Here is a 15,222-nt window from a genome sequence, read left to right as displayed (position 1 = left end):
GTGACTGAACTTCGCATCGCCATCGTCGGCTTCGGCAAGATTGCGCGCGACCAGCATGTCGGCGCGATTGCCGCAGTGCCGGGCGCGATGCTCGCCGCAATTGCCAGCCGCAACGCGTCACTGCCGGGCCTGCCACATTTCGGGACCGTCGAGGAGCTGCTGGAAAAGGGGCCGCAGATCGACGCGGTGTCGCTCTGCACGCCGCCGCAGGTGCGTCATGGCCAGGCCGTCGCGGCGCTCGCCGCCGGCAAGCATGTCATGCTGGAGAAGCCGCCTGGCATCGGTGTTGCCGAGCTCGATCCGTTGATCGCGATGGCGAGGGACGCAAAGCGCACCCTGTTTGCGACCTGGCATTCGCGCCATGCACCCGCGGTCGAGCCGGCCCGCGAATGGCTGGCTGCGCGCCGGATCAAATCGGTGCACATCAATTGGAAGGAAGACGTCCGCGTCTGGCATCCCGGCCAGGCCTGGATTTGGGAGCCGGGCGGGCTCGGCGTGTTCGATCCCGGCATCAACGCGCTGTCGATCCTGACCCGCATCCTGCCGAGGCCGGTGTTCGTTACCGCGGCCGAGCTCGCCTTTCCGGCCAATTGCCAGTCGCCGATTGCCGCCAATTTGACGCTGACCGATATCGGCGGCATGCCGATCACGGCCGAGTTCGACTTCCGCCAGAGCGGGCCGCAGAGCTGGGATATCCTGGTCGACACCGACGAGGGCCGGATGACCTTGTCCCGCGGCGGCAGGATCATGGCGATCGACGACAAGGTTGTTGCCGACGCTCCCGATGAGGAATATCGCGAGTTGTATCGGCGCTTCGTCAAGCTCGCCGCGACCGGCGCGAGCGACGTCGATCTGGCACCGCTTCGTCTCGTTGCCGACGCTTTCCTGCTCGGCAAGCGCAACATCGTCGAACCGTTCGTGGACTAGACATGGTTGGCTCAAAAACAACAAAAGACGTTTTTGGAACGCTGCCTGACGGACGCAAGGTCGAGCGGATCGTGCTGCGCGGGGAGCGCGGGTTTGAGGCTCGCATCATTACTCACGGCGCTGTGATCCAGGCGCTGATCGCGCCGGACGCGAAGGGCGGTTACGACGATGTCGTGCTCGGCCACGATGCCTTTGCCGGTTATCTCGCCGAACGGAAGTTTTTCGGCGCGACCGTCGGCCGCTACGCCAATCGCATCGCCAACGGGCAGTTCTCGCTCGATGGCGAGACCTTCCAGCTTCCAATCAACAACGGCCCGAATGCCCTGCATGGCGGCCTCGACGGCTTCGACCGCAAGCTCTGGGAGATTGCCGAGCTCGACGATGGCGCCAGTCCTGCGGTCACGCTGACCTACACCAGCCCGCATGGCGAGGAGAATTATCCCGGCAAGCTCGATGTGCGCCTGACCTATCGCGTCACCGGGCCGGCCGAGCTGTCGTTGGTGATGGAGGCACGGACCGATCGTCCGACCATCGTCAACCTGACCAATCACAGCTTCTTCAATCTGGAAGGCGCGACCTCAGGCACGCCGACCCTCGATCACAGGCTGACGGTGAATGCCGAGCACTTCCTGGCGATCGATCCCACCGCGATTCCGCTGCCGGAGCCGCCGCGCCCCGTGGCCGGCACGCCGTTCGATTTCCGTGAAGCCCGCGCCGTCGGTGCGCGCATTCGCGAGGGCGATCAGCAATTGCGCAACGGCAAGGGCTACGACCATACCTACTGCCTAGCGCGCGACGGCAAGCTCGCGCTCGCGGCCCGGTTGGAGGCGCCACGCTCGGGTCGCATCATGGAGCTGTTGACCGATCAGCCCGGCCTGCAGGTCTATTCCGGCAATTATCTCGACGGCACGATCTCGGGCAAGGGCGGCAAGCTGATCCGGCAATCGGACGCGTTGTGCCTGGAGCCCCATATGTGGCCCAATTCACCCAACCGGCCTGATTTCCCGAGCCCGCGCCTCGATCCCGGTGGCGTCTATCGGCATCACACCGTCTATCGCTTTGCCGCGAGGGCGCCATGATGGAAGAAGTGCCGACCTCCGTTCTCTCTGCCGAACACTGTCACCTCGGCGAAGGCCCGAGCTATGATGTCACCACCGATACAGCGTGGTGGTTTGATATTCGCGAGGGGCGCCTGTTCGAGGCGCATCTTGGCAGCGGCAGGGTCCGCATCCATGCGCTTGGCCGGATGGCAAGCGCGCTTGGGCGGATCGATGCCGGACACCAGCTGGTCGTCGCGGAAGATGGTTGTTACATCCGCAGCGTGGCCGACGGCGCGATGACGCTGTTCTGCTCCCTCGAAGCGGACAATCCCGCGACGCGCTCCAATGATTGCCGCGTGCATCAATCAGGCACATTCTGGATCGGCACCATGGGGCGCAAGGCCGAGCGGGAGCTGGGCGCGATCTACGCGCTCCACCGCGGCAAGATCTCGACGCTGTTTCCCGGCATTAGCATTCCGAACTCGATCTGTTTTTCGCCGGACGGCACCACCGGCTATTTCAGCGACACCGCGCGCGCCGTGCTCTACGCGGTGCCGCTCAATCCCGCCACTGGCCTGCCGCGCGGCGAACCGGAGGTGCTGCTGCGCCACGCCGGCATCGGCGGCCTCGATGGCTCGGTGTGCGACGCCGACGGGCAAATCTGGAACGCCTGCTGGGGCGGCGAGCCGCGTCGACGTCTACTCGCCGCAAGGCGAGCGCCAGCGCTCGCTGCGCGTGCCGGCCAGGCAGGCGAGCTGTCCCGCCTTCGTCGGCGCCGATCTGTCGCGCCTGCTCGTCACCTCGGCCTGGCAGGATATGGATGCCGAGGCGCGCGCCGCCGATCCGCAGGCCGGCTGCACTTTTCTGCTACAAGCCTCCGCGCGCGGTCGCGCGGAGCCCGATGTCAAGCTCGCATAGGAGATCCGAAGCCGACCCTTACCTCTGTTCTCGACGACACTAAAAATCAGTCTGATACCCAAAGGGAGTGAAGCATGTTGAAATTGAAGACGACATTTCTCGCGTTAGCGCTGGCCGGCGCCGCAACGTTGGCCGCAGGCGTAACCGCCTCCGCACAGGAGAAGGCGACCGTGGGCATCGCGATGCCGACGAAATCCTCGGCACGCTGGATCGATGACGGCAACAACATGGTCAAGGTGCTGAAGGAGCGCGGCTACAACACCGACCTGCAATATGCCGAGGACGACATCCCGAACCAGCTCTCGCAGATCGAGAACATGGTGACCAAGGGCGCGAAAGCGCTGGTGATCGCCGCGATCGACGGCACCACGCTGTCTGACGTGCTCAAGCAGGCCAAGGCCAAGGGCATCACCGTGATTGCCTATGACCGCCTGATCCGCGGCACGCCGAATGTCGACTATTATGCGACCTTCGACAATTTCCAGGTTGGCGTGCTCCAGGCGCAATCGATCGAGAAGGGGCTTGGCCTCAAGGAAGGCAAGGGCCCGTTCAACATCGAGCTGTTCGGCGGCTCGCCCGACGACAACAACGCCTACTTCTTCTATAACGGCGCGATGAGTGTGCTGAAGCCCTATATCGATAGCGGCAAGCTCGTGGTCGCCTCCGGTCAGATGGGCATGGACAAGGTCGCGACCTTGCGCTGGGACGGCGCTACCGCCCAAGCCCGCATGGACAATCTGCTGAGTGCCTACTACGGCAACAAGAAGGTCAACGCGGTGCTGTCACCTTATGACGGCCTCTCGATCGGCATCATCTCGTCGCTGAAGGGCGTCGGCTACGGCAGCGCCGATCAGCCGATGCCGATCATCTCGGGCCAGGACGCCGAGGTGCCTTCGATCAAGGCCATGCTGCGCGGCGACCAGTACTCGACCATCTTCAAGGACACCCGCGATCTCGCCAAGGTGACCGCCGACATGGTCGATGCCGCGCTGGCCGGCAAGCAGGTGACGGTCAACGACACCAAAACCTATGAGAACGGCGTCAAGACCATACCGTCCTATCTCCTGAAGCCGGTCGTGGTGTACAAGGACAATTGGGAGAAGACCCTGGTCGACAGCGGCTACTACAAGAAGTCGCAGTTCCAGTAAGAGGCCCATTCCCTCTCCCCGCTTGCGGGGAGAGGGAACTAGCAGCGATCGAGGACGAAAATCATGACCGCCATGCTGGAGATGCGCAACGTCAGCAAGAGCTTTGCCGGTGTGCAGGCGCTGCGCGACGTCAACTTCTCGGTCGAGGCCGGCCAGATCCACGCCCTGGTCGGCGAGAACGGCGCCGGCAAATCGACGCTGATGAAGGTATTGAGCGGCGTCTACCCGGCTGGCAGCTACGAAGGCACGATCGTCTTCGAAGGCGAAGAGCGCCGCTTCCGCGACATCAACGATTCCGAAGCGCTCGGTATCATCATCATCCACCAGGAACTGGCGCTGATCCCGCTGATGTCGATCGCGGAAAACATCTTCCTGTCGCATCCGCCCTCAAGGCTCGGCGTGATCGATCGCGACGAGGTGTACCGGCGCACGCGCGAGCTGCTTGCGCAGGTCGGGCTGAAGGAATCGCCGGATACGCTGATCACCGATCTCGGCGTCGGCAAGCAGCAGCTCGTCGAGATCGCCAAGGCGCTGTCCAAGCGTGTCAGGATGCTGATCCTCGACGAGCCGACCGCAAGCCTGAACGAGGCCGATAGCGCGGCCTTGCTGGAACGCCTGATGAAATTCCGCGAGCAGGGCATCGGCTCGATCCTGATCTCGCACAAGCTTAACGAGGTCGCCCGCGTCGCCGACCACATTACCGTGCTGCGCGATGGCCGCACCGTCGACGGCATCGACTGTCGCGCCGAACCGATCCAGGAAGACCGGATCATCCGCAGCATGGTCAACCGCGATCTCGCCCATCGCTTCCCCGAGCGCAGCGCGAAGATCGGCGAGCCCGTGCTCGAGGTTTCGAACTGGTCGGTCTATCACCCCATTCATTCCGATCGGCAGGTCATCAAGAACGTCAATTTCGGCGTCAGGCGCGGCGAGGTCGTTGGCATCGCCGGGCTGATGGGCGCCGGCCGCACCGAATTCGCCATGAGCCTGTTCGGCCGGTCCTGGGGTACCAATATCAGCGGCCGCATCGCCCTCGAAGGCCATGAGATCGCGCTGACGAGCGTTGCCGCCGCGATCGACGCCGGCCTTGCCTATGTCACCGAGGACCGCAAGCAGCTTGGCCTGATCCTGGCCGACGACGTCCGCAAGAACATCACGCTGGCAAGCCTCAAGCAGGTCGCGCCGGGGCGGGTGATCGATGACATCGCCGAGCTGAAGGTGGCCAGCGACTACCGCAATCGCATGCGGATCCGCTGTTCCGACGTCTACCAGGAAACCGGCCAGCTCTCCGGCGGGAACCAGCAGAAGGTCGTGCTGTCGAAATGGCTGATGACCGACCCCAAGGTCCTGATCCTGGACGAGCCGACCAGGGGCATCGACGTCGGTGCCAAATACGAGATTTACTGTATCATCAACGAGCTTGCGGAAGCCGGCCGCGGCGTCGTGGTGATCTCCTCGGAGATGCCCGAGCTGCTCGGCATCTGCGACCGCATCTGCGTCATGAACGACGGCGCCTTCGTCGGCGAGTTCCCGGGCGCTGAGGCGACACAGGAAAAGATCATGCGCGCCATCATGCGCAACGACCGAAGCAATGGAAACGGCGCGGTCGAGGCCGCGGAGATGGGAGGATCGCAGCCATGACCGACAAGACGGTTTCGCTGCCTGAGGAGCGCCGGCACGGCAGCTTCATCAAGAACAATCTGCGCAACTACGGCATGCTGATGTCGCTGCTCGCGATCATGCTGTTCTTCCAGGTCATGACCGGTGGCACGCTGCTGCAGCCGCTCAACCTGACCAATCTGGTGCTGCAGAACAGCTACATCGTCATCATGGCACTAGGTATGCTGCTGGTGATCGTCACCGGCCATATCGATCTGTCGGTCGGTTCGGTGGCGGGTTTCGTCGGTGCGGTCGCCGCTCTCCTCATGGTGACCTACAAGGTCGACTACACGCTCGCCTTTATCATTTGCCTCGCAGTCGGCGCAGCCATCGGCGCCGCGCAGGGCTACTGGGTCGCCTATTTCAAGATCCCGTCCTTCATCGTGACCCTGGCCGGCATGCTGGTGTTCAAGGGCTTGGCGCTTGCCGTTTTGCAGGGCCAGTCGCTGGGGCCGTTCCCGTCGACCTTCCAGAAATTGTCATCGGGTTTCATTCCGGAGCTGCTGCCCGAGACCGGCACGCTGCATCCGACCTCCATGCTGATCGGCGCGGTGCTGGCGCTGGGGCTGGTCTATGCCAGCGCCAAGAGCCGCACGCGTGAAGTGTCGCACGGCATCGAGGTCGAGCCCTACGCATTCTTCCTCGGCAAGAGCGTCGTGCTCGCCTGTGCGGTACTGTACTTCACCTATTTGATCGCGACCTATCGCGGCCTGCCCAACGTGCTGGTGATCATGAGCGCCCTGATCGCGCTCTATGGCTTCGTCACCCGCCGCACCGTGATCGGCCGGCAGATCTATGCCGTCGGCGGCAACGCCAAGGCGGCGGGCCTGTCGGGCATCAAGACCGAGCGGCTGACCTTCTTCACCTTCGTCAACATGGGTGCGCTGGCCGCGCTTGCGGGCCTGGTTTTTGCCGCGCGCCTCAACACCGCGACCCCGAAAGCGGGCCTCGGGTTCGAGCTCGACGTCATCGCCGCCTGCTTCATCGGCGGCGCCTCGGCCTATGGCGGGGTCGGGCGCGTCGGCGGCGCCGTGGTCGGCGCCATGATCATGGGTGTGATGAACAACGGCATGTCCATCCTCGGCATCGGCATCGATTACCAGCAGGTGATCAAGGGTCTGGTGCTGCTCGGTGCGGTCTGCATCGACGTATATAATCAGCGGCGATAGCCACATCGGCAGGGCCGTAGGGTGGCAAAAAGGCGCAGCGCGCCTGCCACGGTGTTTCCATGACATCTGGCAGAAGGGTGGGCACGCTTCGCTTTGCCCACCCACCGGCTCATTGAGTCCTCGGAATCTCCCGGGCCGAGCCCGCGTGCATCGTTGATTTAGCTCAACCGATAGCCAACTCCGTGCTAGTTTCATGCGCCTGACGTAGCGTACACGGAGAACTTGCGTGACGAGTACACCGCTATCGCTGCCGGCATCGGAGCTGATGCTGGTCTCGACGACGCCCGCGTTGCAACTGATCTACGACACTGCCCAGATCGGGCTTGCCTGCCTGTCGCGCGACTGCCGCTATCTCCTGATCAACCAGCGCCTTACCGAGATCTGCGGCATATCGGTTGAAGGCCATCTCGGGCATTCCGTCAGGGACTGTGTGCCTGCTCTCGCCGATTCCGTTGAGCAGATCGTGCGGTCGATCGTCAAAACCGGGGAACCCGTCATCGGTGTTGAGGTCGCGGGACAGCGCGCGGATCAGGTCGAGGAGCGCTCCTGGGTCACTTATTGGCATCCGCTGCGAACGCAGGGAGGTGAGATCATTGCGGTCAATGTCGCTGCGGAGGAGATCACTGAACGCAAGCGCGCCGAGCGGGAAATCCGCACCGCCAGGGATGCCGCGGAGACGGCGCTTCGCCATTTGCGCGACATCCAGGCCTCGCTGATCGAGGCGGAGAAGCTCGCCGCACTCGGCCGAATGGTCGCCGGCGTTGCCCATGAGATCAACACGCCGCTTGGTAGCAGCCTGACGGTTGCCTCGACACTTCAGCGGAGGGCCGAGTTGTTCGCGGCGGAAGTCGCGCGGGGTGATCTCAAGCGTTCGACCTTGATCAGGTTCCTGAAGCTGGTCAGCGAAGCCTCGGCACAATTGGTCACAAATCTCGACCGAGCGGCCGAGCGTGTTCAATCGTTCAAGCAGGTGGCGGCCGATCAGACCGAGTCCGATCGGCGAAGTTTTGATGCGGGCGAACTGACGGGCCAGGTTCTCTCCCAATTCGAGCGGCAATTGCGGCAGCGTGATATCGCGCTCAGCTTCCGCTGCGAGCCGGGTCTCGCGATGGACAGCTACCCCGGGCCATTTGGGCAGGTCCTGACCAATCTCGCGGTCAACGCGATGACACACGCGTTCCCAGGCGACGGACGAGGGACGATTCGCGGGACTATCAATGTTTCGCTCGCCGCGGCTGGCAAAGGGCATGTCTCGCTTTCGTTTGCCGACGACGGCTGCGGCATGCCGCCAGATGTGGAGCGGCGGGCCTTTGATCCTTTCTTTACGACGCGCCGGCACGATGGTGCGAGCGGTCTCGGTCTGCACATCGTCCACAGCATCGTCGTGGATCGATTGGGCGGACAGCTCCAGCTCGAAAGCAAGCCGGGCGCGGGCACCGTCCTTCGGCTTGTTCTGCCCAGGATTGCTCCGGGGCGACGCGACGACGCCTGAGCTATTGCTCATCAATTGGGTATATGATCGAATGCCCGGATGGACCGGAGCCGACCGAAACCCGATCTGATCATCTTTGATTGCGACGGCGTGCTCGTCGACAGCGAGTTGTTGAGCTGCCGCTGCCTCTCCGAGGTTCTGGCGGAGTTCGGCCTTAAGCTCAGTGTGGAGCAGGCGCTCGAACTCTTCCTCGGGCGCAGCACCAAGGCCATCGAGCAGCACTATCGCGACCTCGGACACACCTTGCCTGACGATTTTTTTCCGGGCCTGAAGGCGCGCGTGCTTGAGACCTTTGCGGGGGCGCTCCAGCCGATCCCCGGCATCGGCGCGGTTCTGTCCGAATTGGAGACGCCGCGCTGTGTGGCGTCGTCGAGCGACCTCGACCGCGTCTCGTTGTCGCTTGATGTCACCGGCCTCGCGCCGCATTTCGGCGACCGGCTCTACACCGCGCAGATGGTCAGGCACGGCAAGCCGGCGCCGGATCTGTTTCTTCACGCTGCCGGGAAGATGCAAGCCGATCCCGCGCGCACGTTGGTGATCGAGGACAGCGTCAGCGGCGTGCAGGCTGCCAAGGCGGCAGGCATGATGGTCTGGGGATTTGTCGGCGGTGGCCATTATCGCGCCCGCGACGGCCGCGCTATATTGTCCGCCGCCGGACCCGATCGGGTCTTCGCGCGCATGAGCGAATTCTGGGAGGCGTGAGGCCGCATGGCCGTCGAGAACGAAAAATCCAGGCTCGACGACGCCGCGCGTGCCGGCTGGCTCTATTTCATTGCCGGCCACACCCAGGACGAGATCGCAAAGATGCTCCAGGTGTCGCGCGCCTCGGCGCAGCGGCTGGTCTCGCTGTGCCTCGCCGAGCGGCTGATCACGTTCCGGCTCGAACATCCGATCGCTGCCTGCATGGAATTGGCCGCGCAGCTGAAGCAGCGGTTTGACCTCGGCCATTGCGACGTAGTGCCGGCCGATCCTGCGGCGCCGCAGGCCACCGCCGGCATCGCCGAGCGCTGCGCCAATCTGCTCGACGCGACGCTGCGTTCGGAGACACCTGTCATCGTCGCGCTCGGCACGGGCCGGGCGGTGCGCGCCGCCGTCGAGCGCGTCACGCCGATCGGCCGGCCCAACCACCAGATCGTCTCGCTGGTCGGCAACATCTCCGCCGACGGCTCAGCGAGCTTCTACGACACCGTCGGCCGGCTCGCCGACCGCACCGGCGCGCGGCACTACCCGATGCCGCTGCCGTTCTTGATGTCGTCGGAGGACGAACGCAACAAGATGGTCCGCATCGAGCCGATCGCGAAGGTCAAGGCGGTCGCCGCCAAGGCGGATTTACGCCTCGTCGGAATTGGTCAGATGGACCAGAAGGCGCAGGTCCATGTCGACGGCTTCGTCACGCGAGATGAATTGTTCGAGATGATGCGGCAGGGCGCCATCGGCGAGATCACGGGCTGGGCCTATGATTCCAAGGGGCGCCTGCTCAAAGCCGGCACCAACAAGCGCCTCACCAGCATTCCGCCGGAGGTCCCGGCGAAGACCACGACCATCGGCGCCGCAGTTGGCGCGGCCAAGGTGCCGGCGATCGCGGCTGCGCTGAACGGGGGTCTGATCAACGGCCTGATCACCGACGAGGCCACCGCAAGGGCGATCCTCGAGCGATAGGGCGGGCTGTCTCGCCGCTTCAGCCGTTGTCATCATCCGCGAAAGCGGATGATCCAGTACGCCGTGGCCCAGCTTGGGGCAAACCAACTGACTGCACGGATTACTTGATGCCCTGCGTTCGCGGGGCATGACGGAAAGGTTGCCGCACCGCAGCACTCATAAGTTGCGGGAACGGTTGCGCGCCTGCTTGACAAGCGCCGTACCCCGTCCGAACATACGCCCAACGCGTGGGCATATGCTCAAAAGCGCGGGCTAGGGAGGTCACCGTGAAACAATTTTTGGGCGCCGTCTGCGGCGCGTCCGTACTGCTTGCCGTCCCCGCGATGGCCGAAACGACCCTGACGATCGCCACCGTCAACAATGGCGACATGATCCGCATGCAGGGCCTGACCAGCGAATTCACCAAGGCGAACCCCGACATTTCGGTGAAGTGGGTGACGCTCGAGGAAAACGTGCTGCGCCAGCGCGTCACCACCGACATCGCCACCAAAGGCGGCCAGTTCGACGTGCTGACCATCGGCACTTACGAGGTGCCGATCTGGGCCAAGAAGGGCTGGCTGGTGCCGCTCGCCAATCTCGGCGCCGATTACGACGTCGCCGACCTCCTGCCGAAGATCAAGGACGCAGTCTCCGTCGACGGCAAGCTCTATGCCGCGCCGTTCTACGGCGAGAGCTCGATGATCATGTATCGCACCGACCTGTTCGACAAAGCCGGCCTGAAGATGTCGGAAAAGCCGACCTGGGATTTCGTGGTCGACGCCGCCAAAAAGCTCACGGACAAGAATGGTGGCGTCTACGGCATCTGCCTGCGCGGCAAGGCCGGCTGGGGCGAGAACATGGCGTTCCTCACGGCGATGGCCAATTCCTACGGCGCGCGCTGGTTCGACGAGAAGTGGGAGCCGCAATTCAACACGCCGGAATGGAAGACGACGCTCACGACCTACGTCAATCTGATGAAGGACGCCGGACCTCCCGGTGCGAGCTCGAACGGCTTCAACGAGAATCTGGCGCTGTTCAATGCCGGCAAGTGCGGCATGTGGATCGACGCGACTGTGGCGGCATCGTTCGTCACCAACCCGAAGGAATCAAGGTCGCCGACAAGGTCGGCTTTGCTCTCGCGCCCAATACCGGGCTCGGCAAGAACGCGAACTGGCTGTGGGCCTGGAGCCTCGCAATCCCCGCCGGCTCGAAGAAGGCGGAAGCGGCCGAGAAGTTCATCGCTTGGGCGACGAGCAAGGATTACACCAAGCTGGTCGCCTCGAGGAGGGGTTGGGCCAACGTGCCGCCCGGCACGCGCACCTCGCTCTACAAGAACGAAGAGTATCTGAAGGTCGCGCCGTTCGCCAAGCTGACGTTGGCCTCGATCGATGCGGCTGATCCGAACAAGCCGACCGTGAAGCCCGTGCCTTATGTCGGCGTGCAATATGCCGCGATCCCCGAATTCCAGGGCATCGGCACGCAGGTGGGGCAGCAATTCTCCGCGGCACTTGCAGGCTCGATGACGGTCGATGCGGCGCTGACCGCAGCGCAATCCGCCACCGAGCGTGAGATGAAGCGCGCCGGCTATATCAAATAGACCCGAGCTCTCCCTGAGCTCACACTTGCGGCCATCCCTCCTTTCGCTGACGGATGGCCGCCTTCTTCCCCAAGCGGAGACGCCAAAGATGGCAACCCGGCAAACGCAACTCCTTGCGCGGTCGCTCCTGACCCCAGCCGTCGGGCTCCTGTTCATCTGGATGATCGTCCCGCTCGCGCTGACGCTCTATTTCTCGACGCTGCATTACAGCCTGCTTGATCCCGGTTCGGAATCATTCGTTGGTCTTGAGAACTTCCGCTACTTTCTCACTGATCCCGCTTTCCTCGCCTCGCTGCAGAACACGCTGGTGCTGGTCGGTTCGGTGCTGGCGCTGACGATCCTGCTCGGGATTCCGTTGGCCCTGCTGATGGATCAGCCGGTGATCGGCCGCAATATCGTGCGGCTGATGGTGATTGCGCCATTCTTCGTGATGCCGACGGTGAGCGCGCTGGTCTGGAAAAACTTGCTGATGCATCCGGTATCTGGCCTGTTCGCCTGGCTCGCAAGATTGGTCGGGGCGACGCCGATCGACTGGTTCACCGACGCGCCGCTGCTTGCCGTGATCCTGATCGTGGCCTGGCAATGGCTGCCGTTCGCGACGCTGATCCTGCTCACCGCGCTGCAATCGCTCGACGAGGAGCAGAAGGAGGCGGCCGAGATGGATGGCGCGAGCGCCGTCTCGACCTTCATCTACATCACGCTGCCGCATCTGGCACGGCCGATCACGGTGGTGATCCTGATCGAGACCATTTTCCTGCTGACCGTGTTCGCTGAGATCTTCGTCACTACCGGTGGCGGACCGGGCCTGCAGACCACCAATATCGCCTTCCTGATCTACTCGCAGGCGCTGATCCAGTTCGACGTCGGCAGCGCTTCGGCGGGCGGCCTCGTGGCCGTCGTCATCGCCAATGTCGTCGCCTTCTTCCTCGTCCGCATCGTTGGACGCAACCTGGAAGCCTGAAATCATGGCGCGCAAGTCAACGACGCAGAGGGTGGTGGTTTCGACGATCGGGGCCTGGTTCTTCGGCTTCCTTATCTTCTTCCCGATCCTGTGGATGGTGCTGACGAGCTTCAAGACTGAGCTCGAGGCCTTTGCCATTCCGCCGTCCTTCCTGTTCTTCCACTGGACCACCGAAAACTATGCGACCGTGCAGGAGCGCAGCGACTATCTGCTCCATGCCATGAACTCGATCATCATCGCCGGCGGTTCGACGCTGATTGCGCTGCTGATCGCGATCCCTGCAGCATGGTCGATGGCGTTCTCGCCGACCAAGCGTACCAAGGACATCCTGCTCTGGATGCTCTCGACCAAGATGATGCCGCCGGTCGGCGTGCTGGTGCCGATCTACCTGATCTACAAGAGTTTTGGTCTGCTCGATTCCCGCATCGGTCTTGTCTTCATCCTCTGCCTCGGAAATTTGCCGATCGTGATCTGGATGCTCTTCACCTATTTCAAGGAGATTCCGCGCGACATCCTCGAAGCCGCGCGCATGGACGGTGCCACCATCGGTCGCGAGCTCGTCTATGTCCTGACGCCGATGGCGATCCCGGGGCTGGCTTCGACCATGCTGCTCAATCTGATTTTGGCGTGGAACGAGGCGTTCTGGACGCTCAATTTGTCGACATCGAACGCCGCGCCGCTCACCACGTTCATCGCGTCCTATTCCAGTCCGGAAGGACTGTTCTGGGCAAAACTGTCGGCGGCCTCGACGCTGGCGATCGCGCCCATTCTCGTCCTCGGTTGGTTCAGCCAGAAGCAGCTCGTGCGCGGGCTCACCTTCGGCGCGGTGAAGTAAAGGGGCTGCCGGATCATGGGTCAGATCACACTTCAAGGCGTGCAAAAATCCTTCGGCCCCGTGCACATCATCAAGGGCGCCGACCTCGAGATCGCCGATGGCTCCTTTGTGGTGTTCGTTGGTCCCTCCGGCTGTGGCAAGACCACGCTGCTGCGATTGATTGCCGGGCTGGAGGACGTCACCGGCGGCAGCATCCTGATCGACGGCAAGAACGTGGTCGACACGCCGCCCGCCAAGCGCGGTCTGTCGATGGTGTTCCAGTCGTATGCGCTCTATCCGCATATGAGCGTGCGCGGCAATATCGGCTTCGGCCTGAAGATGGCGGGCCTCTCCAAAGACGAAACCAACCGCAAGGTGGAAGCCGCTGCGGCGACGCTGAACCTGACGCCTTACCTCGACCGCAAGCCACGCGAGCTCTCTGGCGGCCAGCGCCAGCGCGTCGCGATCGGCCGCGCTATCGTGCGCGAGCCCAAGGCGTTCCTGTTCGACGAGCCGTTGTCGAACCTCGATGCGGCGTTGCGCGTGCAGATGCGCATCGAGGTGACGCGGCTGCAGAAGCAGCTCGGCACCACCGCGATTTACGTCACCCATGATCAGGTCGAGGCCATGACCATGGCCGACAAGATCGTCGTATTGAACGGCGGAAAGATCGAGCAATACGGCTCGCCGCTGGAGCTCTATGAGCGGCCTGCGAATCTCTTCGTCGCCGGCTTCATCGGCTCGCCGAAGATGAACTTCGTCAGCGGAGAGGACGCGGCGCAAAAGGGCGCGGCGACCATCGGCGTCCGGCCGGAGCACATCAAGATCGAGCGCGACGGTGCCGGTGGCTGGCCCGGCACGATCGCGGTCGCCGAACATCTCGGCAGCGACACGTTTCTCTATGTCGACGCCGGGCCGCTCGGCATGCTGACGGCACGCTACATCGGCGAACTGAGCCTGCATGCCGGCGACCATGTGTCGCTGGTGCCGGACCCCGCGCGCATTCACCGCTTCGACGCAAGCGGCAACGCGCTTCGGAACTAACAAGAAACGGGAATACGACCATGTATCTGGAAAAATTCAAGCTGAGCGGCAAGACCGCGTTCATCACCGGCGGCGGGCAGGGCATTGGGCTCGCCTGCGCGGAGGCGCTGGCCGAGGCGGGCGCCAAGGTCATCATCGGCGACCGCGACAGCAAGGTCGCCGGTGACGCCAAGGCCAGCCTGAAGGCGAAGGGTTTTGACGTCGAGACCGCGATCATGGACGTCACCGACACCAGGCGCGTGGCGGAGGTCGCCAATGATCTCGTCGGTCGGCACGGCAAGGTCGACATCCTCGTCAACAATGCCGGGATTGCGCGCAGCGAAACGCCGGCCGAGACCGTCACCGACGAGCACTGGCTCAATGTCATCGACGTCAATCTCAACGGCACCTTCTGGTGCTGCCGCGAGTTCGGCAAGCACATGCTCAAGGCCAAGAGTGGCGCCATCGTCAATGTCGGCTCGATGTCCGGTTTTATCGTCAACAAGCCGCAGGAGCAGTGCTTCTACAACGCCTCCAAGGCCGGCGTGCACCATCTGACCAAGTCGCTGGCCGCCGAATGGGGCGCGCGCGGCATCCGCGTCAATGCCGTGGCGCCAACCTATATCGACACGCCGCTCAATGCTTTCGTGAAGAGTACCCCCAAAATGTACGACGCTTGGATCGGTGGAACCCCGATGGGGCGTATGGGGCAGGTCGAGGAGATCGCCTCCGTGGTCCTGTTCCTGGCATCTGAGGCTGCGAGCCTCATGACCGGCAGCATCGTGCTGGTGGATGGCGGCTACACTTGCTGGTAGGCTTGCGTCAAAACTGACGAG

Annotated in this window: 12 protein-coding genes and 2 pseudogenes; all 14 read left to right on the top strand. The window is 63.4% G+C overall.

What is annotated here, in order from left to right; genetic code table 11:
• On the top strand, positions 1–927 hold the full coding sequence (locus tag ACTGJ9_RS30975) for a Gfo/Idh/MocA family protein (protein WP_456674143.1): 927 nt from the start codon (positions 1–3) through the stop codon (positions 925–927).
• Between the two features lie 2 nt (positions 928–929).
• Positions 930–2,006, top strand: a complete 1,077-nt coding sequence (locus ACTGJ9_RS30970) for an aldose epimerase family protein (protein WP_456674142.1) — start codon at positions 930–932, stop codon at positions 2,004–2,006.
• Positions 2,006–2,885 (top strand): annotated as a pseudogene (locus tag ACTGJ9_RS30965) (SMP-30/gluconolactonase/LRE family protein). Before ACTGJ9_RS30970 ends, ACTGJ9_RS30965 begins: the two are co-directional and overlap by 1 nt.
• 74 nt (positions 2,886–2,959) lie before the next feature.
• On the top strand, positions 2,960–4,033 hold the full coding sequence (gene chvE, locus ACTGJ9_RS30960) for a multiple monosaccharide ABC transporter substrate-binding protein (protein ID WP_456674141.1): 1,074 nt from the start codon (positions 2,960–2,962) through the stop codon (positions 4,031–4,033).
• 63 nt (positions 4,034–4,096) lie between these two features.
• A complete protein-coding gene (gene mmsA, locus ACTGJ9_RS30955; RefSeq protein WP_456674140.1) occupies positions 4,097–5,674 on the top strand; it encodes a multiple monosaccharide ABC transporter ATP-binding protein in 1,578 nt (525 codons plus the stop codon).
• A complete protein-coding gene (gene mmsB, locus ACTGJ9_RS30950) occupies positions 5,671–6,861 on the top strand; it encodes a multiple monosaccharide ABC transporter permease (RefSeq protein WP_456674139.1) in 1,191 nt (396 codons plus the stop codon). Before mmsA ends, mmsB begins: the two co-directional genes overlap by 4 nt.
• 226 nt (positions 6,862–7,087) lie before the next feature.
• Positions 7,088–8,353: a sensor histidine kinase gene (locus ACTGJ9_RS30945; protein WP_456674138.1), complete on the top strand. Its 1,266-nt coding sequence runs from the start codon at positions 7,088–7,090 to the stop codon at positions 8,351–8,353.
• A gap of 39 nt (positions 8,354–8,392) precedes the next feature.
• Positions 8,393–9,055, top strand: coding sequence for an HAD family hydrolase (locus ACTGJ9_RS30940; RefSeq protein WP_456674137.1), 663 nt, complete (start codon positions 8,393–8,395; stop codon positions 9,053–9,055).
• A 6-nt stretch (positions 9,056–9,061) separates the two neighbouring features.
• The gene (locus ACTGJ9_RS30935; RefSeq protein WP_456674136.1) at positions 9,062–10,012 is read left to right on the top strand and encodes a sugar-binding transcriptional regulator; all 951 of its coding nucleotides are present in this window, start codon (positions 9,062–9,064) and stop codon (positions 10,010–10,012) included.
• Positions 10,013–10,278: 266 nt separating this feature from the next.
• Positions 10,279–11,588: pseudogene (locus ACTGJ9_RS30930) on the top strand (ABC transporter substrate-binding protein).
• Between the two features lie 88 nt (positions 11,589–11,676).
• Positions 11,677–12,549 (top strand): carbohydrate ABC transporter permease, encoded by an 873-nt coding sequence (locus ACTGJ9_RS30925; protein WP_456674135.1) that lies wholly within the window; start codon positions 11,677–11,679, stop codon positions 12,547–12,549.
• A gap of 4 nt (positions 12,550–12,553) precedes the next feature.
• Complete coding sequence (locus tag ACTGJ9_RS30920) at positions 12,554–13,384, top strand: carbohydrate ABC transporter permease (protein ID WP_456674134.1); 831 nt, start codon at positions 12,554–12,556, stop codon at positions 13,382–13,384.
• 15 nt (positions 13,385–13,399) lie between these two features.
• On the top strand, positions 13,400–14,407 hold the full coding sequence (locus ACTGJ9_RS30915; protein ID WP_456674133.1) for an ABC transporter ATP-binding protein: 1,008 nt from the start codon (positions 13,400–13,402) through the stop codon (positions 14,405–14,407).
• Positions 14,408–14,427: 20 nt separating this feature from the next.
• Complete coding sequence (locus ACTGJ9_RS30910) at positions 14,428–15,201, top strand: SDR family NAD(P)-dependent oxidoreductase (RefSeq protein WP_456674132.1); 774 nt, start codon at positions 14,428–14,430, stop codon at positions 15,199–15,201.
• Positions 15,202–15,222: the final 21 nt, after the last annotated feature.

Source organism: Bradyrhizobium sp. RDM12, assembly GCF_051917485.1.
Taxonomy (GTDB): domain Bacteria; phylum Pseudomonadota; class Alphaproteobacteria; order Rhizobiales; family Xanthobacteraceae; genus Bradyrhizobium.
The sequence above is the reverse complement of the archived record's forward strand: the minus strand, read 5'-3'. Positions and strand labels throughout refer to the sequence as shown.

Excerpts from the sequence above, each read along its gene's own strand:
- ACTGJ9_RS30970 (WP_456674142.1), top strand. The coding sequence starts at position 930 with ATGGTTGGCTCAAAAACAACAAAAGACGTTTTTGGAACGCTGCCTGAC.
- chvE (WP_456674141.1), top strand. The coding sequence starts at position 2,960 with ATGTTGAAATTGAAGACGACATTTCTCGCGTTAGCGCTGGCCGGCGCC.
- mmsA (WP_456674140.1), top strand. The coding sequence starts at position 4,097 with ATGACCGCCATGCTGGAGATGCGCAACGTCAGCAAGAGCTTTGCCGGT.
- mmsB (WP_456674139.1), top strand. The coding sequence starts at position 5,671 with ATGACCGACAAGACGGTTTCGCTGCCTGAGGAGCGCCGGCACGGCAGC.
- ACTGJ9_RS30940 (WP_456674137.1), top strand. The coding sequence starts at position 8,393 with ATGGACCGGAGCCGACCGAAACCCGATCTGATCATCTTTGATTGCGAC.
- ACTGJ9_RS30935 (WP_456674136.1), top strand. The coding sequence starts at position 9,062 with ATGGCCGTCGAGAACGAAAAATCCAGGCTCGACGACGCCGCGCGTGCC.
- ACTGJ9_RS30925 (WP_456674135.1), top strand. The coding sequence starts at position 11,677 with ATGGCAACCCGGCAAACGCAACTCCTTGCGCGGTCGCTCCTGACCCCA.
- ACTGJ9_RS30920 (WP_456674134.1), top strand. The coding sequence starts at position 12,554 with ATGGCGCGCAAGTCAACGACGCAGAGGGTGGTGGTTTCGACGATCGGG.
- ACTGJ9_RS30915 (WP_456674133.1), top strand. The coding sequence starts at position 13,400 with ATGGGTCAGATCACACTTCAAGGCGTGCAAAAATCCTTCGGCCCCGTG.
- ACTGJ9_RS30910 (WP_456674132.1), top strand. The coding sequence starts at position 14,428 with ATGTATCTGGAAAAATTCAAGCTGAGCGGCAAGACCGCGTTCATCACC.